19 protein-coding genes and 1 pseudogene are annotated in these 25548 nt (G+C 65.5%); 12 read left to right on the top strand and 8 right to left on the bottom strand.

The annotated features are described in order from the left end of the window. Positions 1–105 precede the first annotated feature (105 nt). A pseudogene (locus ACWKY3_RS02510) lies at positions 106–570 on the top strand (hypothetical protein); the annotation flags it as partial. Here ACWKY3_RS02510 and ACWKY3_RS02505 read toward each other — a convergent pair. Beyond that, positions 540–2279, bottom strand: coding sequence for an FAD-dependent oxidoreductase (locus ACWKY3_RS02505; protein ID WP_449314853.1), 1740 nt, complete (start codon positions 2277–2279; stop codon positions 540–542). The pseudogene ACWKY3_RS02510 and the gene ACWKY3_RS02505 sit on opposite strands and share 31 nt — an antisense overlap. A 280-nt stretch (positions 2280–2559) precedes the next feature. On the opposite strand from ACWKY3_RS02505, the gene ACWKY3_RS02500 reads away from it, so the two are divergent. Beyond that, a complete protein-coding gene (locus ACWKY3_RS02500; RefSeq protein WP_449314852.1) occupies positions 2560–4071 on the top strand; it encodes a response regulator transcription factor in 1512 nt (503 codons plus the stop codon). 251 nt (positions 4072–4322) lie between these two features. On the opposite strand, the gene ACWKY3_RS02495 is transcribed toward ACWKY3_RS02500, so the two are convergent. The 5 genes from ACWKY3_RS02495 to ACWKY3_RS02475 all read right to left on the bottom strand — a co-directional run bounded on the left by ACWKY3_RS02495 (position 4323) and on the right by ACWKY3_RS02475 (position 9788). Next, the gene (locus ACWKY3_RS02495) at positions 4323–6191 is read right to left on the bottom strand and encodes a UvrD-helicase domain-containing protein (RefSeq protein WP_449314851.1); all 1869 of its coding nucleotides are present in this window, start codon (positions 6189–6191) and stop codon (positions 4323–4325) included. Between the two features lie 230 nt (positions 6192–6421). Beyond that, complete coding sequence (locus tag ACWKY3_RS02490; RefSeq protein ID WP_449314850.1) at positions 6422–7471, bottom strand: 4Fe-4S binding protein; 1050 nt, start codon at positions 7469–7471, stop codon at positions 6422–6424. Between the two features lie 9 nt (positions 7472–7480). Then, positions 7481–8158: a 4Fe-4S dicluster domain-containing protein gene (locus ACWKY3_RS02485; protein ID WP_449314849.1), complete on the bottom strand. Its 678-nt coding sequence runs from the start codon at positions 8156–8158 to the stop codon at positions 7481–7483. A 52-nt stretch (positions 8159–8210) separates the two neighbouring features. Continuing rightward, on the bottom strand, positions 8211–8930 hold the full coding sequence (locus ACWKY3_RS02480) for a TorD/DmsD family molecular chaperone (protein ID WP_449314848.1): 720 nt from the start codon (positions 8928–8930) through the stop codon (positions 8211–8213). A 3-nt stretch (positions 8931–8933) separates the two neighbouring features. Next, complete coding sequence (locus ACWKY3_RS02475; RefSeq protein WP_449314847.1) at positions 8934–9788, bottom strand: hypothetical protein; 855 nt, start codon at positions 9786–9788, stop codon at positions 8934–8936. Positions 9789–10062: 274 nt separating this feature from the next. Between ACWKY3_RS02475 and ACWKY3_RS02470 the strand changes: the two genes are divergently transcribed. From ACWKY3_RS02470 to ACWKY3_RS02455, 4 genes are all read left to right on the top strand, one after another. Then, positions 10063–11472 (top strand): ATP-binding protein, encoded by a 1410-nt coding sequence (locus tag ACWKY3_RS02470; protein WP_449314846.1) that lies wholly within the window; start codon positions 10063–10065, stop codon positions 11470–11472. Positions 11473–11661: 189 nt separating this feature from the next. After that, positions 11662–12435, top strand: coding sequence for a hypothetical protein (locus tag ACWKY3_RS02465; RefSeq protein ID WP_449314845.1), 774 nt, complete (start codon positions 11662–11664; stop codon positions 12433–12435). 270 nt (positions 12436–12705) lie between these two features. Next, entirely contained in the window at positions 12706–13362 is a 657-nt protein-coding gene (locus tag ACWKY3_RS02460; protein ID WP_449314844.1) for a DNA-3-methyladenine glycosylase family protein, read from the top strand. Positions 13363–13621: 259 nt separating this feature from the next. Next, a complete protein-coding gene (locus tag ACWKY3_RS02455) occupies positions 13622–14806 on the top strand; it encodes a 4Fe-4S binding protein (protein ID WP_449314843.1) in 1185 nt (394 codons plus the stop codon). Positions 14807–14868: 62 nt separating this feature from the next. Here the strand turns inward: ACWKY3_RS02455 and ACWKY3_RS02450 are convergent, their stop codons facing one another. Then, positions 14869–16365, bottom strand: coding sequence for a response regulator transcription factor (locus ACWKY3_RS02450; RefSeq protein ID WP_449314842.1), 1497 nt, complete (start codon positions 16363–16365; stop codon positions 14869–14871). Positions 16366–16639: 274 nt separating this feature from the next. On the opposite strand from ACWKY3_RS02450, the gene ACWKY3_RS02445 reads away from it, so the two are divergent. The 5 genes from ACWKY3_RS02445 to ACWKY3_RS02425 all read left to right on the top strand — a co-directional run bounded on the left by ACWKY3_RS02445 (position 16640) and on the right by ACWKY3_RS02425 (position 23068). Continuing rightward, positions 16640–19612 carry a molybdopterin dinucleotide binding domain-containing protein gene (locus ACWKY3_RS02445; protein WP_449314841.1) on the top strand — a complete coding sequence of 991 codons (2973 nt, stop codon included), beginning with the start codon at positions 16640–16642 and terminating at the stop codon, positions 19610–19612. Further along, entirely contained in the window at positions 19613–20296 is a 684-nt protein-coding gene (locus ACWKY3_RS02440; RefSeq protein WP_449314840.1) for a 4Fe-4S dicluster domain-containing protein, read from the top strand. Beyond that, the gene (locus ACWKY3_RS02435; RefSeq protein ID WP_449314839.1) at positions 20296–21165 is read left to right on the top strand and encodes a dimethyl sulfoxide reductase anchor subunit family protein; all 870 of its coding nucleotides are present in this window, start codon (positions 20296–20298) and stop codon (positions 21163–21165) included. The genes ACWKY3_RS02440 and ACWKY3_RS02435 overlap by 1 nt, the downstream gene beginning before the upstream one ends. 746 nt (positions 21166–21911) lie before the next feature. Then, positions 21912–22535, top strand: a complete 624-nt coding sequence (locus ACWKY3_RS02430; protein ID WP_449314838.1) for a TetR/AcrR family transcriptional regulator — start codon at positions 21912–21914, stop codon at positions 22533–22535. Continuing rightward, positions 22532–23068: a flavodoxin domain-containing protein gene (locus ACWKY3_RS02425; RefSeq protein WP_449314837.1), complete on the top strand. Its 537-nt coding sequence runs from the start codon at positions 22532–22534 to the stop codon at positions 23066–23068. Before ACWKY3_RS02430 ends, ACWKY3_RS02425 begins: the two co-directional genes overlap by 4 nt. Before the next feature lie 499 nt (positions 23069–23567). On the opposite strand, the gene ACWKY3_RS02420 is transcribed toward ACWKY3_RS02425, so the two are convergent. Then, positions 23568–24503 (bottom strand): LysR family transcriptional regulator, encoded by a 936-nt coding sequence (locus ACWKY3_RS02420; protein ID WP_449314836.1) that lies wholly within the window; start codon positions 24501–24503, stop codon positions 23568–23570. 283 nt (positions 24504–24786) lie between these two features. Between ACWKY3_RS02420 and ACWKY3_RS02415 the strand changes: the two genes are divergently transcribed. Further along, positions 24787–25548 (top strand): molybdopterin-dependent oxidoreductase (locus ACWKY3_RS02415; protein WP_449314835.1); only part of this gene is annotated, 762 nt, incomplete at its 3' end.

Genomic DNA, 25548 nt, shown 5'->3' with positions numbered 1-25548 from the left:
GGGGGGGCCGGGAACGGCCGGGGGGAACGTGGGGGCCCAAGGGAGCCAAAGGGCCGAGCCGCCTGGCGCGGGTCGCTGCGCTGCGCGCCGAGGGCCGCTCCCGCCGTGCTCGCGGGCTCGTTTCTGGCGGCGCTGTGCTATGGCTTGCAGGCGAACTTCCTCGGGGCGCATCTGGAAGCGGCCGGGATGGCGTCGGAGGCGAGCCTCGCGTTCGCCGCCGTGGGGGCGGGCGGCGTCGTGGCCAACCCGGTGGCGGGGCGTGTGGGGGACGCGGGCCGGAAGGGCGCGGCCGCGCTGGTCGGGCTGGGCCTTCTCGGCTTGGGAACCATGGGGCTGGGGGCGTCGCCGCAGTGCGCGCAGGCGCTGCTGCCGTCCTGCGCGCTTGTGGGCGCCGGGTACTTCGCAACGGTGACGAGCGCGCTGCTCGTGCTTGCGGACCGCATGCCCGCCGACGCGCGATCCACGGCCGCCTCGCTCCAGCAAAACGCGATAGACGCGGGAATGTGCCTGGCGGGAGGCGGATTTGGCGTGCTCGTCTCCTACGCGGGAGGCTCCGAGCCGGTGTTTGTCGGGTGGGGTGCGCTCGTGTGCGCGTGCGCCGCAGCCGGCTGGCCGGCCTTCGCCTGGCTGCGGTGCACGCACGGGCGCTCGGGGCCGAGTATCTCCTGCGCCACGTACACGCCGGACCCCAAGGCCAGGCCCACCGACGCGCCCGGGTTCGTGTAATACGGCACGCAGTAGGCGCTGCCTTGGTCGACGCCGGCCACGTACAGGCCGGGGATGGGGTTGTTGTTCGCGTCCATGGCGCGCAGATGGCTGTCCACCTTCACGCCTCCGTTCGTGCCCCAGGCGCTCGGCACGTACTCGAAGAGGTAGAACGGCGCGGTCCTCACCGGCTTGAGGAACGGCGCGCTCTTGCCGAAGTCTCCGTCCCTGCCCGCATCGCAGAATCCGTTGTAGCGTTCGACCGTTGCCTCCAGGGCGTCAAGCGAGAACTTCTCGGCCAGCTCGGCCACAGTGTCGGCCTTGAGCGCCCAGCCCTCGTCGATGGCCTGCTGCAGGTGCGCCTCGGCGTTTTCCGGCGTGGTCTTGTAGTAGTCGGCCTCCGGACCGGACACCCAGCTTTCGGGCTGGCCCAGGTACGCGTAGATGCCCTCGTTCTTCACGGCCTCGTAGTAATCGGAGTCCATCACCACGTACGCCTTGCCCGCGCGCACAAGCGCCTCGCCGCCGATGGCCAGCGGGAACTGGGCGATCTCCTCCTCGTTGATGAAACGCTCGCCCGCTGTGTCGGTGTACAGGCCGCCGAACAGCCAGTACCCGTAGTGCTCATTGACGTTGGTCCAGTCCTCGTTGAAGGGGCTGCCCTGCGTGGCCGCCGCCACCGCGCCGCATTCGTTGCCCAGCACGGCGAAGTTGCGGTCGAGCGCCCCGCCCGCGTCGAGCACCATCTTGATGCCCGTGCCGTCGGATATGGAGTTGCCCAGCGAGAACACCGGCGTGTTGAACACCTGCATCTGCAGGTCCTCGCCGCCCAAGAACCCGCCCGTGCACACCACCACGTTCGGCGCCAGCACGTCCACGCCCGCGTCGGTCTGCAGCCCGCGCACCGCGCCGTCCTCGATGATGATCTTCTCGCCGCCCGTGCCGTACAAGAACTCGCCGCCTGCGGCTTCGATGGCCTTCACGAGCGGGGCCACACGCTCCTCCCCCTCGCTTTCAAGGTAGTGGCGGGCGCGGAACCCGTTGCCGTACACGTCGGGCCACAGCGACATCGGCATGCCGAGGTCGATCATCGAGTTGAGCGCTTCGCTCGTGCCTGCCAGGCAGTTGCGCAGAAGCGCGCCGTTCACGCTCGCGCGCGAGAAGTCGTACATGTAGCCGAACAGGGTGTCGAGCGTCACCGTCTGGCCCTCTTGCTCCTGCAGCTTCGTCTCGCAGGCGGCCGGGCCTCCGCACATCGCAAAGTTCGACATGGCAGCCGACGGGGCCTTCTCCACCACGATCACCTTCTTGCCCGCCTCGGCCAGCTTGAGCGCGGCCATGAGGCCCGTCGCGCCCGCTCCCACAACGCACACGTCGCATTCCTTCGTCTGGCTCCCCTCGACGCGCGGGATGGCCGTCTGCCCGCTTTGGTCGGCCGGGCTTGCGGTTGCGTCCTCGCCCGCTGCGGCGGTCTCCTTCTGCTGCGGCGAGCAGCCGGCAAGACCCGCTCCGGCTGCGAGCGCCCCCATGGCGCTCAGTCCCAAGAACGCGCGACGATCCATGGATGTCTTCATGCCTTCCTCCTCCTGTTCGATACCGTGGGCGCCGTGTGCGCCAGTCCGCCGGCCGCCCGGATCCGCAGGGGATGCCGCGCGGTCCGGCGTCGGCCCTCTTCTCCGAGGGCGTCCGACCGATCCGGCCATGCCGCATTCTAGGCAGGGTGTCGGCCGCGCGCATCGCCGCAAAGAGAGGCGATGCCTCTTTCCAGGGAAAACAGCGGTAAAATCACCGCAACGAGGTGATGGTGCGAACTGCGGCGTCCGCTATCATCGTCTTGCGTTCGAGAGGAGCAGCGTGGCACGCACGAGCACGAAAACGACGGGGATCGACCGCTTCGCAGCGATGCTGGAGCCCGCTTTCCCCTTGCGCATGCTCGGCTTCGGCCTCATCTACGCATGGAGCACCTGCATCTGGGATCTGCCGTTGTTGGGCGCGTTCGCCAATGGGCGGCCGCTTCAGGGCGATGCGGCCTGGGTGCTCTCCGCGGCCATCACGCCCCTTGCGTGCATCGTCGGAAGCCTGGTGGGCCGCACGCGCGAGCTGGCGGCCGTTCGCTCGATGTTCGTGCTCGGCCCTGTGCTGACGGCTGCGGGCACCCTGTTCGCCGTCGCGTGCCCCTATCTCGGCGGGGTCTTGCAAACCGCTTCCGTCGTGCTGGCCGGCGTGGGCACCGGCGTGGGTCCGGTCGTGCTCATCCTTTTGTGGGCTTGCCTGTTCGCGCGCACGGAGACGGGAATCGTGGAAACCGTCGTGCCCGCCTCGTTTGTGGCGACGCTGTTGTGCGCGCTCGCCATCCCCAGCTTTCCTCCCGCAGCGTCCGTCGCGGTGGTCACGGCGCTGCCGCTGGCCTCGGGCGCGCTTCTGCTGCTGTCGAAGCGGGCGCTCGACACCGGCTCAGTGCCGAGGGAAGATCTGGGCGGAGATGTGCGGATGGGCGTGAAACGAGCAAACATCGCACGCATGTTTCTCGTCATCTTCGCGGTGTACGCCATCGGCTGCCTGCTGCCCGCCGCTTCGAATCTGGAGGTGACGGCGGCAGCCGAAACCGCGGCCACCATCGTGGGCATGGTGTTCGCGGTTGCGCTTTCGGCGGCCATCGTGCTGTTCTCGCGGCGCATCAACCTCGAAGCGCTGTTTCGTTGGATAACCGTGCCGTTCGTGTTCGCCATTATCTGCACGGCTCTCGGCACGCTGGAAACGCTTGCGCTGTCGCGCGTTTTGGCGAATGTCGTGTTCACTGGCATCGAGATCATCATGGTCTTGTACTTCGTCCGCCTCGCGCAGAAAACGGGGCGTACGTCCACCTTCTTCGTGGGCATTGGCGAGTGCGCGGCGTATGCGGGCGTGCTCGTCGGGTATGTTGCTCAACCGCCCATCGAGGCGCTCCTGGTCGGCGGCGTGGTGGATGCCAAAACGTTCTGCCTGCTGCTTGTGGGCGTGTTCGTCGTCGTCACGTTGCTCGTGCCCCGACGCGACGCCACGCTCGACGCCGCCGGTGCCGATGCCGACGCGGAGACGCGTTCTCCCGCCGAGCCTCATGCCGTTGCGACGGCAACCGCGCAAGCTGCAGAGACGACGGCGCAGCATCGTGTTCGCATCGCGCGCTCCTATGGGTTGTCGAATCGTGAGACCGAGGTGTTTTTGCTGTTGGCGCAGGGTCGCAGCCGCCCGTACATCCGCGACGCCCTGGTCTTGTCCAAAAACACGGTGGCCACCCATATCCGCCATATCTACGAGAAGCTGGGCATCCACTCTCAGCAGGAGTTGATCGACTTGACTGAGGACGAGTCGGCGAGTCGCCTTTGAGAGGGGCGGCGCCTACGGCTTGAGCGGCGCTTTCGCGTCCTTCGTCCGGTCCTCTTTTCCCGTCCGTTGTCAAACCGCCGTTGGCATGGGTCGCCCGCACTCGCGAGTTGGTCATTGCCGCAGCAGCCGCGCATCGGATGGCTTCGCGATCTTTTTCGGAGACGTGGAGCCCTCGCCTCTTGAAAACGCGAAGGGGGCCCAGCGCTGCATGCCGGGTCCCCCTCCGCGTTCTGCCTTTTCGAAAGCGCCCCTTACGCCTCGCCGACGATCGTGGCCAGGAAATCGCTGGGGGCGATGGTGCACACGCGCACGCCGTCGCGGAGTTTGATGCGGTCGATCTTCAGCTTGAGGATGCTCGCCGATTCAAGGTCGGTGGAGGCGAAATGCGAAAGCGCCAGCGCGCGGTTCGCCTTCCCGACAAGCGCGTACACGCGGCGCGCGTCTGCGGCGTGCGTCTTCTCCTGCTTGTCGAGCGGCATCACGGTGGCGTCGAAGTAGTCGCGGCAGGGGATGAACCCGTTCACGAACCCGGCGACCACCAGCACGTCGGGCGAAAGCCCCGCCATCAGGTCGTACGGCACAACGGCCACGGCATCGCCGCCCGAGAGCGCGGGCATCGTCAGGCGCTTTCGGGCGCGCTGCGCCATGGAGGAGGCGTCGTCGGCCTCTCCGTCTGCAAGGCAGAGGGCCGCCACCGCTCCCGGAGCCGAAGCATCGGGCGAGCCGGACACCGCGCGCGCCAACGCGTCGAGCAGCGCGCGGCCGGCAAGCCCCTGCGCTTGGGAGATCAACTCAAGCCCCGCGCGCCGCGCATCCGCGACGCGCTGCATGCCCACGGCGTGCGGCGCGTCCCCGCCGTCCGCGGCGGCCAGCGCCTCCACAAGCGGCAGGCCCTGCTCGCGCAGGCTGGCGAACGCGGCGCTGTTCAGCAGGTAGTCGCCGAAGCCGCACCAGCAGCGCCACGCCGTGGCGTCGTCCGGGTCCGCCACCAGGTTGAGCGCGGTCAGCACGCGCGCGGGAACGCAGCGCTCCAGGTCGCGCGCATCGCCCCCGATGGGTTGGCGGCTCGGCAGCGTCTTGGCGCGCAGCCCGCGCGCCTTGAGCGTGGCCGACACGTTGCGCGCCCATACGTCGTTGGGCACGGCCACCGCCACGCGTGCGGCAGGCGTGCCCGCTTCCACCGCCTCGGCTGCGTAGGCGGCCGCGCGCTCGAATTCGGCGGCGGGGTCGCTGCAGGCCAGCACGTCGAGCGCACCCTCCTCGGCCTCGTCGAAGGCGGGAAGGACGCGCCCTTCGAACACAGGGTCGGCCAGCACGTTGGCGGCCGCGCGCGCTGTCGCCCGGCCGCGCCTGCACGCGCCCAGCTCCACCAGCTGGGCGTCTGGGTGGCGCTCGGCGAACTCGTCAAGGCCGGCCGCGTAAGGGTAGGAGTCGAAGGTTTCCACGCACGCGGCAGGGTCGCTCGCCACGGCCACGGACTTCTCGGCCGCCAGCTCGGCCAAAAGCTGCGAGGCGCGGCTTAGGCACTGGTAGTCGTCCACCAGCACGTGCGCGAAACGGTGCGCCGTGCGCACGGCCTCGCTTTCGCGCAGGCAGTTGAGCGCGAGGTTGGCCGCCTCCGGCTCAATGACGGCGCGCATGAAGCCCAGGTTGTCCTTGAGCAGCCCGTGCAGCGTCGCCTCTTCGCCGGGCAGAAGCCAGTCGGGATCGTCGTCGGCCAGCTCGGTCCACGAGCGGTAGAAGAACTTGAGCATCTCGCGCAGCCGCTTCGGACGCAGGCCGCTCACCTTCAAGTCTTCCAGCAGGAACTTCTCCTCCACTGCGGTCAGCAGGCGCGCGTCGCGCCCCGTGAGAGCGCGCGATTCCTCGTTCGCCAGCACCTCGAGCGCGAACGCGCGGGGCGTGGTCGCGCGCACGCCTTCGGCCGCCTCTCCCATGCGCTCGCGCAGCCGCTCGGCGAACGCGCGCGCCGCAGACGGCGTGGCGCAGAACACGGCGACGCTTTCGGCCCCCTCGGCCGCCGCCAGCTGCGCGGCGCGCTCGACGAGGTGCTCGGTTTTGCCGGTCCCTACACCGCCGACGATGCGGACGGCCTCGGTGACGGTGGATGCGTGAGTCATGGACGTGGTCCTTCCCGGTCGGGTCGTATCGTGTCGAACCTCGATGCGATTCTACGTTTGCGGGAAGCGGCGCCCTCGTTACGGGGAGGGGGAGGGGCGCTGCTTCCCGGCAGAAGGCGGCTCGCCCCCGAAGCCCTTGCCAAGCCGCCTTTTGCCGGGAACCGCCGTCGCTTGCGCGACGTTCGCGGGCGCGACCGCTGCAGCTGCGACCGCGCCCGCGGAGGAGGGGCTTACGGTTTCGCCGCGCCCGCCCCGGCGCCCTCGGACGCTGCGGCATCCAGGCCGCCGCCCGCCGCGTCGCCCGCTTCGGGGCCGTCGGCGCGCTTCTTCGGCAAAAGCGGCATGGTGATGGCGTTGGTGGGGCAGGCGTCCACGCATGCGCGGCACTTCGTGCATTCGGACCAGGCCGCTTCGGACAGCTGCGGGTGGCGCGGGTCGATGCCCTCGTCGCAGGCGCGTCCGCAGGCGCCGCATGCGGTGCCCTTGGCCGTCTCAAGGCACTTGGCGTCGTCGATGGCGGGGACGAAGGTCTTGTTCGCCTTCCCGATCAGGCTCATGAACGCCGAGAGCGGGCACAGCTTGTGGCACCACTTGCGGAACAGCACCACCTCGGCTATAAGCAGCGCCGGGACCACGATGATGGACCAGGTCACATCGCCGTGCGCGAACAGGTTGATGACCAGCAGGATGGTTGCGAAGGTAAGCCCGATGGGGCAGATCAGGCAAAACACCGGGAATCCGAACACGGCCGCCGACAGAAGCGCCCCGCCCAACACGAAATGGCGCGCGTCGGGAGCCGAGCCGCGCTTGGCGGCGCACGACGCGCAGCCGCCCTCGCCGCCCTTGGAGCAGGAGGCCGAAAGCGAGGCGCGCTCGGCCTCGGTCAGGGGCGCGGCGGCCCCGGAGTCGGCGGCCTCGGAATCGGCCGCCTCGGAGCCGGCCGCAGCCTTCGCGCCGGCCTTCGCCTTCTTCCCGCCTTTCTTGGAGAACAGCCCGCGCACTTTCTGCACGAGCGGCACCGGGCACATCCACCCGCAGAACGCGCGGGCGAACAGGATGATGAGCAGCACCATGATCGCGAGCGAGATGACGGCGCGCGGCACCATCATCTTGGACGCCAGCATGGTGCCGAGCGCGCCGAGCGGGCAGAGGATGGAGATGTCCCAGAACCCGGGCGCCGATATGGTGCCGATGCCGAGGTTCGTTACAAATCCGACGGCCACCACCACCACGACGGCCGTGGCCACGAGGGTGCGAAGCGTTTTCGACTTCATCTTCATAAAGGCACCTTACCCTTCCACTTCGTCGAGCGGGTGGACGACGATAGCGCGCGCGGTGGCGCCCTCGGAGATGGACCCGTTCTGCAGCGACACGCACACGCTCTCGCACGCGCCGCATCCGTTGCACTTGTCGGCGATCACCACGGGGCGGTTGTTCTCGTCCAGCTCCATGGCCTCGTAGGGGCAGGCGTCGTAGCAGAACCGGCAGCCGATCAGCTTGTACGCCAGGCACCAGTCCGTGTTGATGACCGCCTTGCCGATGATGGTGTTCTCGGCCGTGGCCCCCTCGGGCAGCTTGAGCGCCTCGATGGGGCACGCCTTCACGCACAGCGGCACGCCGTCATGCTCCTCGGCGCACCAGTCGCACCAGTTCGCGGAGAAGTCGAAGGTGGGCGTGCGCATGTTGAGCAGGCCGTCTTCGATGTGCGCCGGGGCTATGACGTCGCGCGGGCAGATCTCGTAGCACTTCTCGCAGCGGATGCACGCCGATACGAGGCGCTCCTCGTCCTGGCCTCCCGGTGGGCGGATGATGGACTGCGACCCAACGTACTTGAGGCCGCCGAGGCCCAGCATCACGGCCGCACCGCCCGCGCCCAAACACAGGGTGCGCCGCGTCATGCCGGCGTAGGTTTTCTCCTTCTGGGGCGCGCGGGCGCTTTCGGCGTCGGCGCGCGGTTCGTTGCTCATCTCGTCTGCTCCTCTCGTCGGTGCGCTTGGGCCTGTCGTGCGCATGCTTCCGTCAGTCCTCGTCCTCCGCAACCACGTCCTTGAGAAACGCCCGGTCGGTCTCCAAAAACCCGTCTGTCAGAAACGCGAGGCCCTGGTAGAGGTCTGTTTTGGCGAACCGCTTCATGTCGGAGGTCATCATGGGGGCCCAGGCCGCCAGATGGTCCTCCAAAAAGTTCCTCTGCGTGGTCAGCAGCGCCACCGCCTCGTCCTCGTCGCCGGCGGCCAGCGCGTCGGCCGTGCGCTTGGCCAGGATCTGCTCGAACTCCAGCTCCAGCGCTATGTGGTCCTCGCCCTCTTTCCAGCTGTCCTGCTTGTCCAGGCCGGCGCTGCGGTAGATGGCCAGCACCTCGTCGCGCGCTTCCTGCATGAGCAGGCGCTTTTCGGAGGTGTAGACGCTCTCGAACGGGTAGGCGGCCGAGAACGCGTCAACGCCGTGCCCGATGAAGGTGCGCACGTAGTCCACGGCCAGGTCGGTCAGGCTGTTCTCCCAGACGTTGCTCATGAACTTCGCCATCAGGCGGTAGCCCTCGTCCACGTTCTTGTTGCCGGTGCTGGCGGGGAAGCGCATGCCGCGCAGCTCCTGCAGAAACTCCTCGTCCACCTCCACGCGGTAGAGGCGCGAGAGCAAGCCGTAGGTTGCGGCGCGCTGCTCGTTGAGCTTGATGAGGTCGGAAAGCGTCGCCTCGTCGGCGGCTTGGGCGCCCTCGGGGGCATGGGTGGTTTCGGCCATGGTCTACTCCTCGTCGGTCGCGGCGGTCTGGGGCTGGAAATCGTCGGCGACGTCGGCCAGCATCTGCAGGCCCGCTTCGCCGATCTCGGTGGTGATCCAGGCTTTCTTCCATTCAAGCGCGTCGCACTTCTCCAGCTTGTCAACGAAGTGCGCCACGTAGAGCCGGGGCTTCTGCACAAGCGGGTCGTCGTCCACGGCCTCGCCTAGGGCTTTCGTGTTCGAGCCGCCCTCGGCTGCGCACAGCGTGAGGATGCGCTTGTAGATGGGCTGGTAGAGGGCGTCTTCGTCCAGCAGCGCGCGCAGGCGCTCAAGCGGCTTGTCGGCCTCCACGGCCGCGGCTCCGGCGTCGGTGGTCGACCAGAACACCTCCACAGGCTCGCCGGCTTCCAGGTACTCCACGCCGTCGACCACAACCACCTGCGGCTGCGCCTCCACGTCGTCGGCAGGGGAGCCGTCGGCCGTGATGCGCTCGATGGCGCCGGCCTTCTCAAGCAGCGAGCACAGGTTGGCGGCCGAGTACACGGAGAAGTTGTTCTGCTGCATCTCGTCCACCAGGGCGTTCACCTCGGCGACGGGACGCGGTTCGGCGCAGAAGGCCAGGATGCCCAGCAGCACCTTGCGGCGCGGGGCCATGGAGGCGATGAGGTCGTCCGTGCGCTCCTCGGCCGTGCGCGTGTCGGGCGCGGGGCCGGTGGCTGTGGCAGGGTCGGGCGCGTCGCCGGCCGAGGCGACGGCGGCCGAGAACTCGCCGGATCCGGCGTCCTGCTCGTCGTCTTCCGATTCCGCATCCTCTAGCGGATCGAACTCGTCGTAATCGGATTCAAGGGAAAGATCGAATTTGGTGGATTCTTGCGTCATGTTCCGCCCCTCGTCAGACATCGTTTGCACCTTACGGCGCCCCGCGCGTGACGCACGGCGCCGCGAACCTCACCCCTGAGGTTCCCACTTTTGCAAACAATGTCCGCGTCGCACGCTCAGATGGTGCGGGCGGACTCCCCGGCTCCGTATGATAGGCCGCTGCGTGCAGGGTGTCAAGGTAGTGATTGCGCCGTGCGGGCGCTGCGAAATTTGCTAAATTGTAGTTTAGTAAAGTATAATTTAGAAAAATGCAACCAAGGGAAAGCGGGACGCTATGGCGTTTGTTGGCAGAGAGCGGGAACTGGAAACTCTTGAGAGGCTCTACGCGACCGACATGTTTCAGATGCCCGTTGTGTACGGGCGCCGTCGTGTGGGGAAAACGAGCCTTATTGGCAAGTTCGTCGAGGGCAAGCCGGCGGTGCTGTTCACGGCGCGGGAGTCAAGCGCGAAGGAGAACTTGACGGCGTTGAGCAGGGCTGTTCACGAGTTCGTTTCAGCGGATGGCGCGCGGTCGCTCGATACGCCAGCGCCGGTGTATGCAACGTTTGGAGAGGTCATCGACCAGGTGTTTTCGCTTGCTAAAACTCAGCGCATAATATTTGTGATCGACGAGTACCCCTATCTTGCGCAAAGCTATCGTCCTTTATCGTCGTTGCTTCAAGAAAAAATTGACCAAGCGAAAGAAAGCAGCAAACTGTTTCTCGTGCTGTGCGGGTCGTCCATGAGTTTCATGGAGCATCAGGTGCTTGGCGGTAAAAGCCCATTGTATGGTAGGCGTACAGCGCAACTGAAGGTGGAGCCGTTTGACGTGTTTGATGCGAAAAAACTGCTGGAAGGCGTTCCTGCCGAGGATGCAGTTGCCTGGTATGGCATGGTCGGTGGCGTGCCGCTGTATGTGGAACAGCATGACCGCGCGTTGACGCTTGAAGAAAACATCGCGGAGAATATTTTGCGTGTTGACTCCTTCCTGTTCGGCGAACCTGAATCGTACCTTCAGCAAGAGCTGCGTGATCCGGCGATGTACAATGCCGTGGTTCAGGCCATTGCTTCGGGCATTGGCAAGCCTGTCGAGATTGCCGATGCGGCGGGCATTGCTTCGGCGGCGCTTGCCAACTACCTGAAAAACCTTATGGAATTGGGAATCGTGCGCAAAGAGCAGCCGGTTGTTGGCGCGAATCGGAAGAAAGTTCGCTACCGCCTTGCCGATAACTTGTTCCGTTTCTGGTACCGATTCGTGCCGCGCTATCTCACGCCACTGCAGGCCGGCCGCGCCAATGAGGTTGCGCATCTAATCGCGCAGCGCCATCTTTCAACGTATGTAGGTGCGTCGTTCGAGGGCGTGTGTCGGCAATGGTTGCTGCGCCACATGGATGGTGCGCTCGTGCCCCATCTGGTTCTTGACGCGGGAAGTTGGTGGGGAAACGATCCTGCGCTCAAAGAGCAGGCGGAGATCGACATTGTGGCGCCATGCGATGACGGTACGACGATTTTCGCCGAATGCAAATGGCGCAACAAGCCTACCGACGTGGATGTTCTGGAAACGCTGGAGCATCGCAACACCCTGGTGCCCGCTCAAAAACGCTCTCTGTACGTGTTTTCGAAAACCTTCTTCACCGATGCATGCAGAAAACGCGCGGCCGAAACAGGCGCCACGCTCGTAAGCCTGTCAGATATGGGATTGTGATGCGCTTATCTTCCAGCTTGACGTGCATCTCTGCCGTAAATCATTCCGCTCGCGCCATAGCGCCATAACGCCATAACGGGCCGTGCGCAGCATGAATCGTGCTGCGCACGGCCGTTGACAAACGTTTTCCGGTTGCGCGATACTTGCGTGCGGGGCAAGGGGCAAGAACACGTGGAGAAAGGAACGTTTATGGCTGCCATGATTCGACCCTCGCTGATTTTGAGGATGGACCTCGACGAGCGCGCGTACTCGGACGAGGTTGTTGCGGAGATCAAGCGCTCGTATTCCTACGTTGCGCCTTCCGTGGTGTCCTCGCATGCGGCGGGGGAGGGCGCACCTGAAAACGTGTTGCGCCTTGCCGTCAAGCTGCACCGCCCGTACTGGGACAAGAACGATCCTGCGGCGCAGGAGCTGTGGGAGGGCGTTATGCCCAAGTGGCTGCGCAACATGTTCTCCAAGGTGTCCAACACGGTGGTCGCCAGCAACCGGGTGCGTGCCGGGCAGGGCGCAGACGGTTTGGATTACGCTTGGGCCGAGGTCGAGTTCGGCGACAACGTCCTGGTGGCGTTCAGGGCCGCGTCCGATTCGTCGGTGCCTGAGGGAGCCGTGGAGGACATCGATCAGGTGCGCGACCTCATGACGTCCGGGGCGTTCGGCGATGCGAAGGTGGCGTGCGTGCGCATCCCGTCGCTTGCCAGCTACGAGGCGCAGGTGGCGCAAGCTGCGGCAGAGGCCGCGGCCGCCGCGCAGGAGGAGGCCGCAGGGGCCGAAGAAGCTGGCGAAGGGGCCGACGGTCAGGCGCCGGAGCAGCCCGCCGCCGAGGCGGATGTGCCCGCCGAGGCAGTGCCCGCGAAGCAGCCCGCCGCCCCGAAGATCGACGCCGACCGCACCGTCTGGGGCATCGAGTACGCCGACGGCTCCGTGCGCGAGTTCGATTCGGCCTCGGGGTCGTTCATGTCGTAAGCCGCAGCGTTTCTGCACGAAAGAGCAGTTAAAAGGCGCGCCCGGTCACCCATCCGAGCGCGCCTCTGCGCGTCGCGCATGTGCGATCGCCGCCCTTCGCGCAAGCTTGTTGGCGGCATCGCGCGAGAAGCGCGCCACCTGATTTAGTTGACTCACTTTCTTCGGTTATGCTTTTCGCTGTACTGGTGGCTGTTGGCTACGGCAACGACTACAGCTGCAGCTGCGGCAACGGCTACGGCTGCAACTGCGGCAACGGAAAGGGAAAGGCCCATGGCGGACGAGGTACGCTATTTCGAGTACGGGGAGGAGGAGACGTCCTACCTGTCCGCGCGCGATCCGCGGATGGCGGAGGTCATCCGCGCGGTGGGGCACGTGCGGCGCGAGGTGCGCCCGGACCTGTTCTCCGCGCTCGTGCACTCCATTGTGGGGCAGCAGATTTCCACGAAGGCGCAGGAGACGGTGTGGCAGCGCGTGGCGGCGCTGCTTGGCGAGGTGACGCCCGCGTCCGTGGCGGCCTGCCCCGACGACGTGCTGCAAAGCACGGGCCTGTCGTTTCGCAAGGTGGGCTACATCAAGGGTGTGGCCGAGCGCGCGCTGTCGGGTGAGCTGGACTTGGAGGCGCTGCGCGAGCTTCCCGACGACGAGGTGTGCCGCCAGCTGTCCGCGCTGCCCGGCATCGGCGTGTGGACGGCCGAGATGCTCATGACGTTCTCGATGCAGCGCCCCGACATCATGAGCTACGGCGACTTGGCCATCCAGCGCGGCCTGCGCATGGTGCACCACCATCGGCGCATCACGCCCGCGCTGTTCGCGAAGTACCGCCGCCGCTACTCGCCCTACGGCACCGTGGCCAGCCTTTACTTGTGGGCTGTTGCCGGCGGCGCCGTTCCCGGCCTGCGCGACTGGGCTCCCAAGCGCGCACGCTAGCGCCGCGTGGACGGCGCGCGCAGGGGGCGCCGTGCAAGCGGGGGACGCTCTACGGGGAGGGGCGTCGCGCGGGCAGGGGACGGCGTGCTGTTGGAGGGTCGTGCGGATGGGCGCGACGGGGCGAATGGACGGCGCGACGGCGCGCGTCTGGGCCGCTGCGGAGGATTTCGCGGCTTCCCTCCCGCTTTCTTGCGCATGGCGGCGTCATAACGGCTATACTGGTGCGTGCAAGGGGGTAGACGAGAAAGAGGGTGTAGTCATGGCTCACGTGACGAATTTCTTCGGTCTGCTCGAACAACTGCAAAGCGCCGACATCACGGTTCATCAGAACCGCTGCGCTGTCGTGCGCAATCGCAACGCAACGTGCATGAAATGCGCCGAGGTGTGCACGTCGGGGTGCATCTCCTACGACGACAACGAGCTGATCATCTCCCCCGAAAAGTGCATCGGCTGCGGAACCTGCGCCACCATCTGCCCCACCTGCGCGCTCGAAGCTCACCGTCCCAACGACGCCGAGCTTTTGCAGTCGTGCCTGTCGGCTGCGCGCGCCGCAGGCGGCGAGGTCATCATCGCTTGCGAGCAGATACTCGCCGCCGCCGAGGGGCTCTACGACCCTGAAAAGGTGGTGGGCGTGGGGTGTCTGGGCCGCGCGGAGGAGAGCCTGCTGGTCGCGCTGGCCGGTGCGGGCGTTTCGCATGTCAGCTTGGTGCAGGGCAAGTGCGCGTCGTGCGAGCATGCCGTGGGGCTGGAAACCGCGCAGCTCGTGTGCGACACCGCTGCCGTGCTGCTGGAAACCTGGCACAGCGACATGGGCGTGGACATCGTGGAGAAGTTCCCGTCCGTGGCGCGCCTGGCCAAGGACAAAGGCTACGACCCCAGCCGCCGCGGCTTCTTCTCCAGCGTGCGGGACGAGGCGAAGGCGGCGGCTGCCACCACGGCCGACTTCGCCGTGAAGGACGCTCTGGGCGTGGAGGACGCGCCCGCGCCCAAGTACGTCAAGGTGATGGACGACGGCACGTTGCCGCACTTCATCCCCGACCGCCGCGAACGCCTGCTCGACGGCCTGGCGGCGCTCGGCGAGCCCGAGGACGTGATGATCGACACGCGCCTGTGGGGGCATGTGATCATCGACGCGGAGAAGTGCTCGTCGTGTCAGATGTGCGCGACGTTCTGTCCCACGGGCGCCATTGCCAAGTTCAAGGACGCCGACGGCACGTTCGGCGTGGAGCACGCGCCGGCGGACTGCGTGAAATGCCGCTGCTGCACCGACATCTGCCCCGAAGGCGCGCTCACGCTGTCCGAGGAGGTGTTCGCGGTGGACCTGATGAACGGCGCGAAGGAGCGCTACGAGATGAAACCCATGAAAAACCCTCCGGGCAACCCGCATCAGATCTGGCATTCCATGCGCGATTTGCTGGGTTGCGATCAGGTGTACGAACGGTAAGGGACATGCACGGGCGCCGCGCGACGCAGCATCCGCAAACGCGCGCCGCCCGCGCCGCGCCCTCATTCCTCGGTGCGTTCCACCAGGTCCATAAGCTCTTGCTGGGAGTGGATCTCCAGCTTCTGGTAAATGTGCTGGCGGTGGGTGGAAACGGTGCTCCTGGACAGATAGAGGTGCTCCTGCACGTAGGGGAGGTTGCGGCCTTTGGCCAGCATGACCATGATCTCGCCCTCGCGCTCGGATAGTCCGTAGCGCTCGATGACGCGCAGGCACTTCGCGCGGAAGCGCTGCTTGCGGGCAAGCGGGATGATGTCCATGGCTTTGACCAGGTCGGTTCCCGTGAACACTCCGTTGCTCGCCAGCAGCAGGGCCAGCGCCGCCGCCAGCATGACGGGAAACGTCGTTTCCAGCGACAGTCCGGCGCCGTGCAGCACGTAGCGTCCCAGCAGCATGCCGAGCAGCGGCCCTAAGGCCCATGCCCCTCGCACGAAGCCGAACGTGCGCACGCGCGCCTGCTGGTAGCGTCCGCACACGCTGGCCGTGATCGTCCACATGAACATGCCGAAGCACGTGTAGCCTGCTGCGTTCACGGCGTAGGGCAGATGCACGCCGACCTGCGGGTAGAGCAGGGGCAGGGGAAGCAGCAGCGTGCCCATCATCAGCAGCACGACCAAAGCGTGGTAGGCGTTTCGGGCCATGTGCTCGGCCTTGGAGGCCAGCAGCGCCAGCGCTATGGCCACGGTTCCGGCGGTCACGCCGAACGAGGTGAGGGCCTGGATGAACGCGTACGGGGTGGCTCCGTTGTTGGCGATGCCCATCTGCATGTAAAGGGTGCGCGTCGCCTCGTTGGCGAACCCCACCAGAAACGAGGCCAGCGCCAGCTTTGCCGTGAGCTGGCGCCATTCGCCGCGCTCCTGCGCATCGTTTAAGGGTCGCTGATCGGAAAGCGCGCAGGGCTCCTCCCGCTCGGCCGGGCGCACGCCCCTCATCCCGTTTGCCAGCAAGACGGCGGCGATAGGCGGCATGCTGGCGCTGAACAGGCACGCCTCAAGCGGCTGGAACAGCACCGACAAGGCGAACAGCAGTGTGGACAACGTGCTGCCCACCGCTGCGCCAATGACGATGCTGCGGGTGGTCATCAGGCTGAACGCCATGCCGAACTCGAAGAGGAACAACCCGGAGAACACGCCCGAAAGCACGCCGGAGGCGTACAGGGCCACCTCGCCGGCCAAACCTTCAAGACCTGCCAGCGGCATGACGAGCGTGGAGGCGGTCACGCCCAAGGGCAGCGCGAACCGCGTCGCGCGCCGCTCGAGGAGAGAACCCGTCGCTCGATCAAGGCCGCCTGCTGTGAACAGCGTGAGCGATACGGCGATGATGGAGACAAGGTAGACGGCGTCGAGCAGCGTCTCGCTGTGGGTGTAGCTTGCGAAGAGGCTCAAGCTTTTGAAGTTCATGGACACCCAGGACATGGTGCAGGCGAGCGCTACGCCCACGGTAAGCTCGGCAGCCGTTGGCCATGCGTGCGGATGCGTTGCATGATCGCGCGTCTTGGGCATGCGTGCCCCCTCCCCCTCGCACTTCGCCCGACAGGCCAAAAGGGCCCGCGTCCTCCGATGGATATTGTAGCGCCTGATGCGCCCCGCCGTCTCATCGTTTACGAAGGTTGAGGGAATTGTTTTTCAGACATGCAATGCATCGTGCCTGTTCAAACGGCATCGTGTTCATCGCACGATGCGCGAGGAGGCAAAAATGCGCTCTGCGGCCGATCCGTTTTCAGCGCCTGTAACCTTAAGGTGGGCGCGTCTTGGAATGACGACGAGAGGAGGAGGAATGGGCAAACTGTCCATGACGCGTCGAACGTTCGCGAAGGTTGCGGCCGTCACGGCCGCCGCGCTCGGCACGGCGTCGACGGCTGTCGGCCAGGCGCTCGCCGAGCAAGGCGGTGCGGTATCTGCGAACGCAGGCGAGGTCAAGCACATCCGCTCGGCTTGCCGCGGCTGCGGCAAGATGGAGTGCGGCGTGTGGGTGACCGTGCAGGACGGGAAGGTGATCAAGTCCGAAGGCGACGAGAGCGCGTTCCAATCCGCCGGCAACCACTGCGCCAAGGGCCAGGCGTCGTTGCAGGCGGCCTACCATCCCGACCGGCTGCGCTACCCCATGAAGCGCACGAACCCCAAGGGCCAGGAGCCGGGCTGGGAGCGCATCAGCTGGGATGAGGCGTACAAGCTCACCGTTGACGGCATCCACGCCAATCAGGAGAAGTACGGCAAGGAAACGTGCATCTTCATGGGCGGCACGTCGCGCATCTGGTCGATGGCGCCCTATGGCGCGTTCAAGCAGTGCTTTGGCAGCCCCAACGGCATCCAGGCCAACGAGATCTGCAAGGGTCCGCGCTTCTACGCCACCAAGCTCAACGACTCGAACGCGTACAGCTGGATGGAGACGGTGGGCCGCCCGCGCGTGTACGTGCAGTGGGGCGGCGCGTCGGAGCTGTCCAACTACGACGACAGCTGCCGCGTGACTGTGGAGGTGGCCACGCGCGCCGACACGCACATCATCGTGGACCCGCGCCAGACCAACCTCGGCAAGGAGGCCGACATCTGGGTGAACCTGCGCCCCGGCACCGACGGCGCGGTGGCCAACTGCTGGGCCCAGGTGATCATCGAGAACGACCTCATCGACGATCTGTACGTGCGCAAGTGGATGAACGCGCCCATGCTGGTGGTGGAGGAGGAGTCCTTCGTTCCCTCGGTATGCTCCTCCGACGCGCAGACCGACCACATCATAACGCGCCTGTTGAAGGAGTCCGACCTGGTGGAAGGTGGATCCGACGGCCGCTTCATGGTGATCAACGAGCTGACGAACGAGCTGTCCTGGTACGATGCCACCTCCGACAACCCCGGCTGGGAAGGCGAGGACTGGTCGCCGGCCACGAAGGGATTCGAGCCGCACCAGCCCGGCCTCGACGCGTCCGGGCAGTCCCAGGGCTTCGTCATCGACCCCACGCCGTTCCCCGACGGGCTGTATCCGGCGCTGTTCACCGAGGAGGGCGGCCGCGAGGTCACGCTCAAGGACGGCACCGTGGTTCATGTGCGCACCGTGTGGGAGCGCTACATCGAGTTTCTGGAGGACTACACGCCGGAGAAGGTGGAGGAGATCTCGGGCGTCGCGGCCGACACGCTGCGCGAGGCGGCCATCGCCTACGCCACGCGCGTGGACCCCTCCACCGGCTACGGCAACGGCGGCATCCAGTACATGCTGGCCCCCGAGCACGGCTGCAACTCCGTGCAGAACCAGCGCGCGTGCGACCTCGTGTGCGGCATCACGGGCAACATGGACGTGCCGGGCGGCATGCGCGGCTCCACGCCGGGTTGGCCGTACTTCGACCTGGCCATGTGCAATCCCGACTCCAAGGAGATCCCGTCCTACGATTCCAGCAAGATACTCGGCGGCGAGAACTTCCCGATGATCGCCGCGGACTGCAACCCCAGCTGGGCCGACGCCACGAGCATCTATGACGCCATCGAGAGCGGAAAGCCCTACAACGTGACCTGCGGCATTGGGCAGACGGGCGACTTTATGAACCAGTCGAACTCCATCTTTGCCGCCGAGCAGCTGGTGAAGCTGGACTTCTGGTGTTCCATCGATCTGTGGCACACGCCCTGCGTTGACCTGGTGGCCGACGTGGCCATGCCCGCCGCGCACTGGATGGAGCTCGACTGCATCCGCAAGAGCCAAGGGTCCTCGGGCGCGTTCGGCGCCACGGTGAAGGCCGTGGACCCGCCGGGCGAGGCCAAAAACGACTTGGAAATCGTTGTGGGCATCTTCAAGGCCGCGGGCGTGCCGTACTTCGACGAGGCCAAGCACGGTGCGAAGTGGCTTGAAGGCGACGAGGCCGTGAAGCATTGCAACGAGATTGGCTTGGCGAACTTCCGCATTCCCGATTGGGAGGATTACAAGGCCGAGTTCCAGGAGAAGGGCTGGTTCGACTCCAAGATTGAAAAGCCCGAGGAGTGGGGCACCTATCGCCGCTACGAGATTGGCAACGGCCGCATCTCCGGCGGGTTCCCGCCCCAGCCCACGCAGCGCCAAGGGTGGAACACCACCACGCACAAGCAGGAGATTTGGTCCACGGTGCTGGAGTCGTGGCTGGTGAACGGCGTGATGAACGACGGCAAGCCCGAGAAGGTGTGCTACACCGACGATGACTTCGCCGCCGACGAGGTGTTCCCGAAGTACTGGGAGGCGCCGCACGGCCCGGTGGCCGATCCCGACCTGTTCACCGACGAGAACTCCTTCCTCATGACCACGGGCCGCCGCCAGGGCACCTACTTCCACTCCGAGCACCGGCAGCTGCCGTGGTGCCGGGAGCTGTGGCCGGTGCCGCGCCTGGAGATGAACCCGGTGGATGCGGAGCGGTTGGGCCTGGAGCAGGGCGACTGGGTGTGGATCGAGACGGATCAGCACAAGATTCGCGAGGTGGTGGACCTGTACTACGGCATCGCGCCCGGCGTGGTGAACGCCGAGCACCAGTGGTGGTACCCCGAGCTGTCCCAACCCGACCACGGCTACAAGCTCTCCGGCGTGAACTGCCTGATCGACCGCCATGCGCAGGACCGCATCTGCGGCTCGTCCAACCTGCGCGCCTACGGCGTGAAGGTGTACAAGGCCACGCCCGAGAACTCGCCGTTTGGAAACCCCGTGCCTTGCGGCGACGACGGCACGGAGATCATCCACACCTGCGATGACCCGCGCCTGAAGGAATGGCTGCCCGACTACGACTCTGCGAGGGGTGAGGCATAAATGACGCAGTACGCTATCCTGACCGACCTCAACAAGTGCGTCGGCTGCCTTGCGTGCTCCATAAGCTGCAAGGTCATCAACAACGTGCCGGTGGGCTCGTACTGGAACAAGGTGCTGCGCGTGGGGCCCAATCCCCGCGTCGAAGGCGGCCAGTGGCCCGACGTGTACACCTACTTCCTGACCGTGCAGTGCCAGCACTGCGAGAACCCCGAGTGCGTTGCCGTGTGCCCCACGGGAGCCTCGCACAAGCTTGAGGACGGCACGGTGCAGATCGACAAATCGAAGTGCATAGGCTGCCAGTTCTGCGCCATGGCCTGCCCGTATAACGTACGCTACCTGAACGAGGAAGAGCGCGTGGTGGAGAAGTGCACCCTCTGCGAGCAGAAGGTCGCCCAGGGGGAGCTGCCCCAGTGCGTGGCGCAGTGCGGGGGTCGCGCGCGGTTCTTCGGCGACGCGGAGAAGGGGCTGGAGAGCTTCGAGGCGCCGGCGTGCGACTTGTCCGATCCCTCTTACGAAGCGCAGGCGGCTGCCCGTGTGACCTTGGGAGAGAGTGTGGGCGAGAGCTGCGAGTATCCGGTGAAGCCCTTTACCGACGCCGAGGTGCACCGCCTGCCCGACGTGGGCAACAAGCCGTCGTTCGTGTACATCCTGCGCAAGGAGAAATGGCAAGGAGGGGGAGAGTAATGGAGCTTCAGTGGCCTCTGATCTTGTTCACCACGCTCGTGGCGTGGAGCGCGGGGCTCTTTGGAACCCAAGCGTTGCTTGCCGCCGGTGAGCATGCGAAAAAGTCCCAGATGCCGGCGTGGATTGCGAGTGCCGTGCTGCTGGCTGCCGGTGGGATTGCCGTGTTTTTCCACCTGGAGCACTGGGAGCGCATCTTCAACGGATTTGGGCATTTGACCTCCGGCATCACCCAGGAGCTGATCGCCATCGTGGTGCTGGCTGTGGTTGCCATCGCCTATCTGGTGCTTATGCGTCGCAGCGACGACGGCACGAGCGTGCCGAAGTGGCTCTGCTGGGTGTCGGTTGCCGTGTGCGTAGTGTTGGTGGCCGTCATGGCGCACTCCTACACCATGGCCGCCCGCCCCGCGTGGGATTCCGTGCTTTGGATCCTTTACGTGCTGGGTAACGCGTGTGTGCTAGGACCGTGCACGATGGCGCTTATCATGGCTGTAGTGGGCGATGAGGTGGCTCCCGCCGGCCTTCCGGTTCTGGTGGGTGCGGCAGTCTCTCTTGTGACGGCTATCGCTTTCGCCGCTTTCCTGCAGGCAAGCGCGGGTTCTTTCACCGAAGTGGGCTACTATTTCGACCCGACGCATCCTCTGGCTGGCATGGCTGATGCTGCGGCTCTCGTGTCCGCCCAAGCCCCGCTGCTCTGGGCCGGTGCCGTGGTTGTCGGTGGCGTGCTCCCGCTGGTGGCAGCCTTCATGGGTAAGAAGTCCGCCAACTGGAAACTCTGGGGTACGGTCGCCGTGGTCTGCGCTCTCATAGGCGCCATCTGCCTCCGCGTCGTATTCTACGAGTTGGGCCTTTCCGTGTTCATGTTCTACTAGGAACTTGCGCCCGCAGGAGTTGAGCGAGCGCGCCCATCCTCCTGCGGGTGCACCTCCCTCCCAAGCGCCCCGCGCGACAGAGCGTGACAGAGGACCGTGACAGAGGACGGGGATAGCGAGCGTGACAGAAGGAGCGTGACAGAAGGACGGGGATAACGTCACCGAAGGACGGGGATAACGTCACCCTCTGCCATAGCGTGACAGAGGGACGGGGATAACGTCACCCTCTGCCATCAGACCCGGATACCCCCCAGACTCCCCCCAAGCGTCCCGAACGGGTGCGGCCTTCCTTCCTCCCCAATCCCCCTTGCAAACAGGAAGGCCGCTTCCGCCCGGGGCGCTTGTGCGTTTGCGTTCGCCATTGCATCAAGAAGGTCATCCGGCTTTCGGTTTTGTCGCCGTGTTCGTACCCCGTGGCATTTTGTTTTATCGATTTTGCATTTTGTAAAAGCCAAAACAGCGTCGCAATACCGGAATGCATTCCGTGAAATTCATTCCGTTATTGCCCGGGTGCTCGGCAAGGCGATTAGGGTGATCGCGCTTGATCCGCGCAGCGCAGCGCAGGGCTGACGGCAGACGGCATCGAGGCGGTTTCGGCGCCCGTGCGGCTTGCCGGGCAGGACGCTGCCGCGCCGTTCTCCGTCATTGTCCGCGTGCCCGGTTTGCGACTTTGCGGCAGGTTTTGGCCGCCTCCTCCTTTTTCGCTATAATAGGCTACATTACGTTAGCCTATTGGAGAGGGAATCATGCGAGATGGGAGACGAACAGATACGCGCGATCGTATCTTAGATGCCGCACTCGACCTTATGAGCGGATGCGGGTACGACGGCGTGTCGGTGCGCGACATCGCAGATGCCGTTGGCATCAAGGGCGCGTCGCTCTACAAGCACTTTGAAGGGAAGCGAGAGGTGTTCGATGCGCTGATCGCTCGTGAAATTGCGGCTCTTGAGAACACGCTGCGCGAACTCGGCGCAAACGCAACGTTGGACGACAGCCCTGAGGCATATGCCTCAGACGACATGCCGGAGCTGGAGGAACTCGTTTGGCGGAGTTACCTGCCGTTTTTCTGTGACGAGAGAATACGGAAGCTGCGCCGCATGCTTGAAGTGAGCCGATATGCCGATGAGCGGTGCGCGACCTTGTATAGAACGGTCTTCGCAGAGCGTCCTCTTGCCTTGCAGGAACGCATCTTTGGCAGGCTTGTTGAAAAGGGCGCGTTTAATCAGTGCGATGTTGCGCTTGCGGCACGGCAGTTCCATGGACCCATGCTGATGCTGATGAATCTCGAAACCAAGCCGGACGAGGCGCGAAAGTTCTGCATTCGGCACGTAAGGGCATTCAACGAGCTTCATAGAGGGGGCACGCTATGAACGAAGCGGTGGTGTACTGTTCGCAGACCGGGTTCACCGAGAAGTACGCACGGTGGCTTGCCGAGGAATTGGACTGCGTTGCAACTCCGTTTCGGATGCGTTCGGATGTGGACTTAGACACAACCGATCTGCTTGTTTTTTGCAGCTGGTTTCATGCTGCGTCAATCAAGGGAGCTCGCTGGCTTAAAAAGGCTATGGAGTCGCACCCGAATCTGTCGGTGATCGTGCTTGCCACCGGCGCAACGCCCATGCCGGGAGCGGGCTGGTCAACCAAGGACAGCATCAATGAAGCGTTTGCGCGCACGTTTCCGAAAAGCGAATACCCTGATCTGCCATGCTTCTACTGCCACGGCGGATACGATTTCGACAAGCTAGGCGCAGCGGACAAGCTTGCCATGCGCATGTTCTGCAAAATGCACGACAAGAGCGAAGATCCCAAGGAGAGAGAAACGCTCGCCATCATGCGCAAAGGCTTTGATGGCACGAGACGCGAGTATCTTGCACCTCTGCTGGAATACGTGAGGACGCTGTGAGGGACGGTCGGGGAAGCGCCAAGTCGTAGCGAGGACGGCCAAGCAGGAGGTCCGGCGACTGGAAACTCTGGGGGACGGTCGCCGTGGCCTGCGCCCTCGCAGGCGCGGTCTGCCTCCGCGTGGTCTTCTGCGAGCTGGGACTCAGCGTGTTCATGTTCTACTAGCATTCACCCCCCCCTCGCATCCGCAGGAGCGACGCGAGCGCGCCAATCCTCCTGCGGGTGCGTGGGAGGGGAGGCGCCCCCTCGCTTCTTTTCAGGCGTTTCGCGTGAAACGAAACCGCGCAGCACCTCCTCTGCTTCAGGCAAGGCAAGGCGCCGTGGCGGCAACGCCCCCCCGGATGTTTCACGTGAAACACCCTCCCTCTGGGCGCCTGGCGGAGCGTGACGTTATCCCCGTCCTGTGTCACGCCCGTCCTGTGTCACGCCGCACCATGCACGTGGCCGACTTCCTGCTGTCGGAGGCGTGGGGGTAGGGCCGCGCTCGCGCAGGCGCGCCGCTACTCGGCGGCGTCCTCGCGCTTCTTGCGCTTCTCGATGAGCGCTTTGGCCTCGTCCACGGCCTCGAACAGGCTTGCAAGGCGCGCCTCGTCGCTGGGCTTGAACACGAGGTAGGCGACAAGCTGGGCGTCCTCGCTGTCGATGGGCACGCAGGCGCGCCGTCCCGTCTCCAGCAGCAAGCCGATCTGCTTCTGGGTCCTTTTCCAGATGAGCACGCTTCCGTCGAGAGGCGTGCTGAAGAACTCCACGTCGTTGAGCGACGAGACGGGGCGCGTTTTCGGGGCGAACCCGTGCGCGCGGCACAGCGTCTCGATCTGCGTCCAGGCGGGGTTCGTCTTGTCGCTCACGAACTTCACGAGCGTCTCGTTTTTGAGGTCGGCCCAACCGACGCTCCGACGCCGCGCCAGCGCGTGGTCCGATCCGACGATGGCCACAAGCGGAGTGGCGACGAACGGCCTCAAGGCAAGCCCCCGCTCCTCAACCTGCACGGGGTTCGCGTAGTCCACGAACAGGTCGATCTCCCCGCGTTCCAGCAGGTCGGCCGCATCATGTCCGTCGTCGCGGGCGAACGCGAGGGGAGGGCGGTGGGAGCTGCGGGCCAGCATGGCTGTCATCGACATGAGCGTGGCGACGTCGGCGTCCTCGAACCGCCCGCCTATCTTGAGGGGGTGCGCGGCTTTCAGCTCGTCGAAGGAACGCTTCATCTTGTCGTACTGGCTCACGATGATGGCGCACGTCTCGAAGCACATGCGCCCCTCTTCGGTGAGCTGGATGTTCTTGCGGGTGCGCTCGACAAGCCTCACGCCCAGCTCGCGCTCGAGGGCGGCCAGATGCTTGCTCAGCGCGGGCTGCGTGATGTTCAGGCTGTTCGCAGCCTCGGTGAAGTTCAGGCATTGCGCCAGCTTGAGGAACTCTCTGCCGTGTTCGATGTTCATAGCGCCCCTTTGAACCCCCTTGCCAGCATTCTACCATGCGCGTTCCCGCGACAGGCGCCCCGCCCTTCCAGCATACCCGTTTGTCATGATGCGATAACGAAACGGCATGCATACTCGACAAACCATCATGGTCATCAGGCGTGACGGCCCGAAACGTTATTTCCCCATCCCGCAGAGGCCTGCCATGCTTGAAACATGAGGGCGCGGTGCGGCCGGAGGGGGAGGATGCGTCCGGACGCGCGTGGCGCCCCGACGGGCGACCCAGGAAGATGAGGAGGAGAGCATGGGAAAACTCACCATGTCGCGCCGGACGTTCGTGAAGGTTGCGGCCGTCACGTCCGCGGCGGGCGCGGTGGCGGGCGCGTCGCCGGGCCTGGCTGCGGCCGAGACGCCTGCCGACGCATCCGGGGAGGTCAAACGCATCCGCACCGGCTGCCGCGGCTGCGGCAAGATGGAGTGCGGCGTGATCGCGGTCGTGCAGGATGGGCGCGTGGTGCGCGTTGAGGGCGACCCCACGGCGTTCCAGTCCATGGGCAACTGCTGCACGAAGTCTCAGGCCGCCGTGCAGGCGGCGTATCATCCCGACCGGCTGCACTACCCGATGAAGCGCACGAACGACAAGGAATCGGACGATCCCGGCTGGGTGCGCATCAGCTGGGACGAGGCCATTTCGACCATCGTGTCGAAGTTCGACGAGCTGCAGGCCAAGTACGGCGGCGAGAGCCTGTTCGGCATGTGCGGCACCTCGCGCGTGTGGTGCATGTTCGGCGCGTCGAACGGCATGTATCTGTGGGATTCCCCCAACATCGTGCAGGCGTGGCAGATCTGCAAGGGGCCGCGCCACTTCGGCACGCTCATGTGCTCGAGCTTCGCCGACAGCTGGATGGAGACGGTGGCGCATCCGGACGTGTACGTGGCCTGGGGCGGCGCGTCGGAGCTGTCCAACTACGACGACAGCTGCCGCACCACGGTGGACGTGGCCACGCGCGCGAGCACGCACATCTGCGTGGATCCGCGCGAGACGAACATGGGCAAGGAGGCCGAC

It is taken from the genome of Rubneribacter sp. (genome assembly GCF_965361815.1).
This window is presented reverse-complemented; position numbering and strand designations above follow the sequence as displayed.

Coding starts and splice junctions, on each gene's coding strand:
- ACWKY3_RS02505 (WP_449314853.1), bottom strand. CDS start 2,279: ATGAAGACATCCATGGATCGTCGCGCGTTCTTGGGACTGAGCGCCATG.
- ACWKY3_RS02495 (WP_449314851.1), bottom strand. CDS start 6,191: ATGACTCACGCATCCACCGTCACCGAGGCCGTCCGCATCGTCGGCGGT.
- ACWKY3_RS02490 (WP_449314850.1), bottom strand. CDS start 7,471: ATGAAGATGAAGTCGAAAACGCTTCGCACCCTCGTGGCCACGGCCGTC.
- ACWKY3_RS02485 (WP_449314849.1), bottom strand. CDS start 8,158: ATGAGCAACGAACCGCGCGCCGACGCCGAAAGCGCCCGCGCGCCCCAG.
- ACWKY3_RS02480 (WP_449314848.1), bottom strand. CDS start 8,930: ATGGCCGAAACCACCCATGCCCCCGAGGGCGCCCAAGCCGCCGACGAG.
- ACWKY3_RS02475 (WP_449314847.1), bottom strand. CDS start 9,788: ATGACGCAAGAATCCACCAAATTCGATCTTTCCCTTGAATCCGATTAC.
- ACWKY3_RS02470 (WP_449314846.1), top strand. CDS start 10,063: ATGGCGTTTGTTGGCAGAGAGCGGGAACTGGAAACTCTTGAGAGGCTC.
- ACWKY3_RS02465 (WP_449314845.1), top strand. CDS start 11,662: ATGGCTGCCATGATTCGACCCTCGCTGATTTTGAGGATGGACCTCGAC.
- ACWKY3_RS02460 (WP_449314844.1), top strand. CDS start 12,706: ATGGCGGACGAGGTACGCTATTTCGAGTACGGGGAGGAGGAGACGTCC.
- ACWKY3_RS02455 (WP_449314843.1), top strand. CDS start 13,622: ATGGCTCACGTGACGAATTTCTTCGGTCTGCTCGAACAACTGCAAAGC.
- ACWKY3_RS02450 (WP_449314842.1), bottom strand. CDS start 16,365: ATGCCCAAGACGCGCGATCATGCAACGCATCCGCACGCATGGCCAACG.
- ACWKY3_RS02445 (WP_449314841.1), top strand. CDS start 16,640: ATGGGCAAACTGTCCATGACGCGTCGAACGTTCGCGAAGGTTGCGGCC.
- ACWKY3_RS02440 (WP_449314840.1), top strand. CDS start 19,613: ATGACGCAGTACGCTATCCTGACCGACCTCAACAAGTGCGTCGGCTGC.
- ACWKY3_RS02435 (WP_449314839.1), top strand. CDS start 20,296: ATGGAGCTTCAGTGGCCTCTGATCTTGTTCACCACGCTCGTGGCGTGG.
- ACWKY3_RS02430 (WP_449314838.1), top strand. CDS start 21,912: ATGCGAGATGGGAGACGAACAGATACGCGCGATCGTATCTTAGATGCC.
- ACWKY3_RS02425 (WP_449314837.1), top strand. CDS start 22,532: ATGAACGAAGCGGTGGTGTACTGTTCGCAGACCGGGTTCACCGAGAAG.
- ACWKY3_RS02420 (WP_449314836.1), bottom strand. CDS start 24,503: ATGAACATCGAACACGGCAGAGAGTTCCTCAAGCTGGCGCAATGCCTG.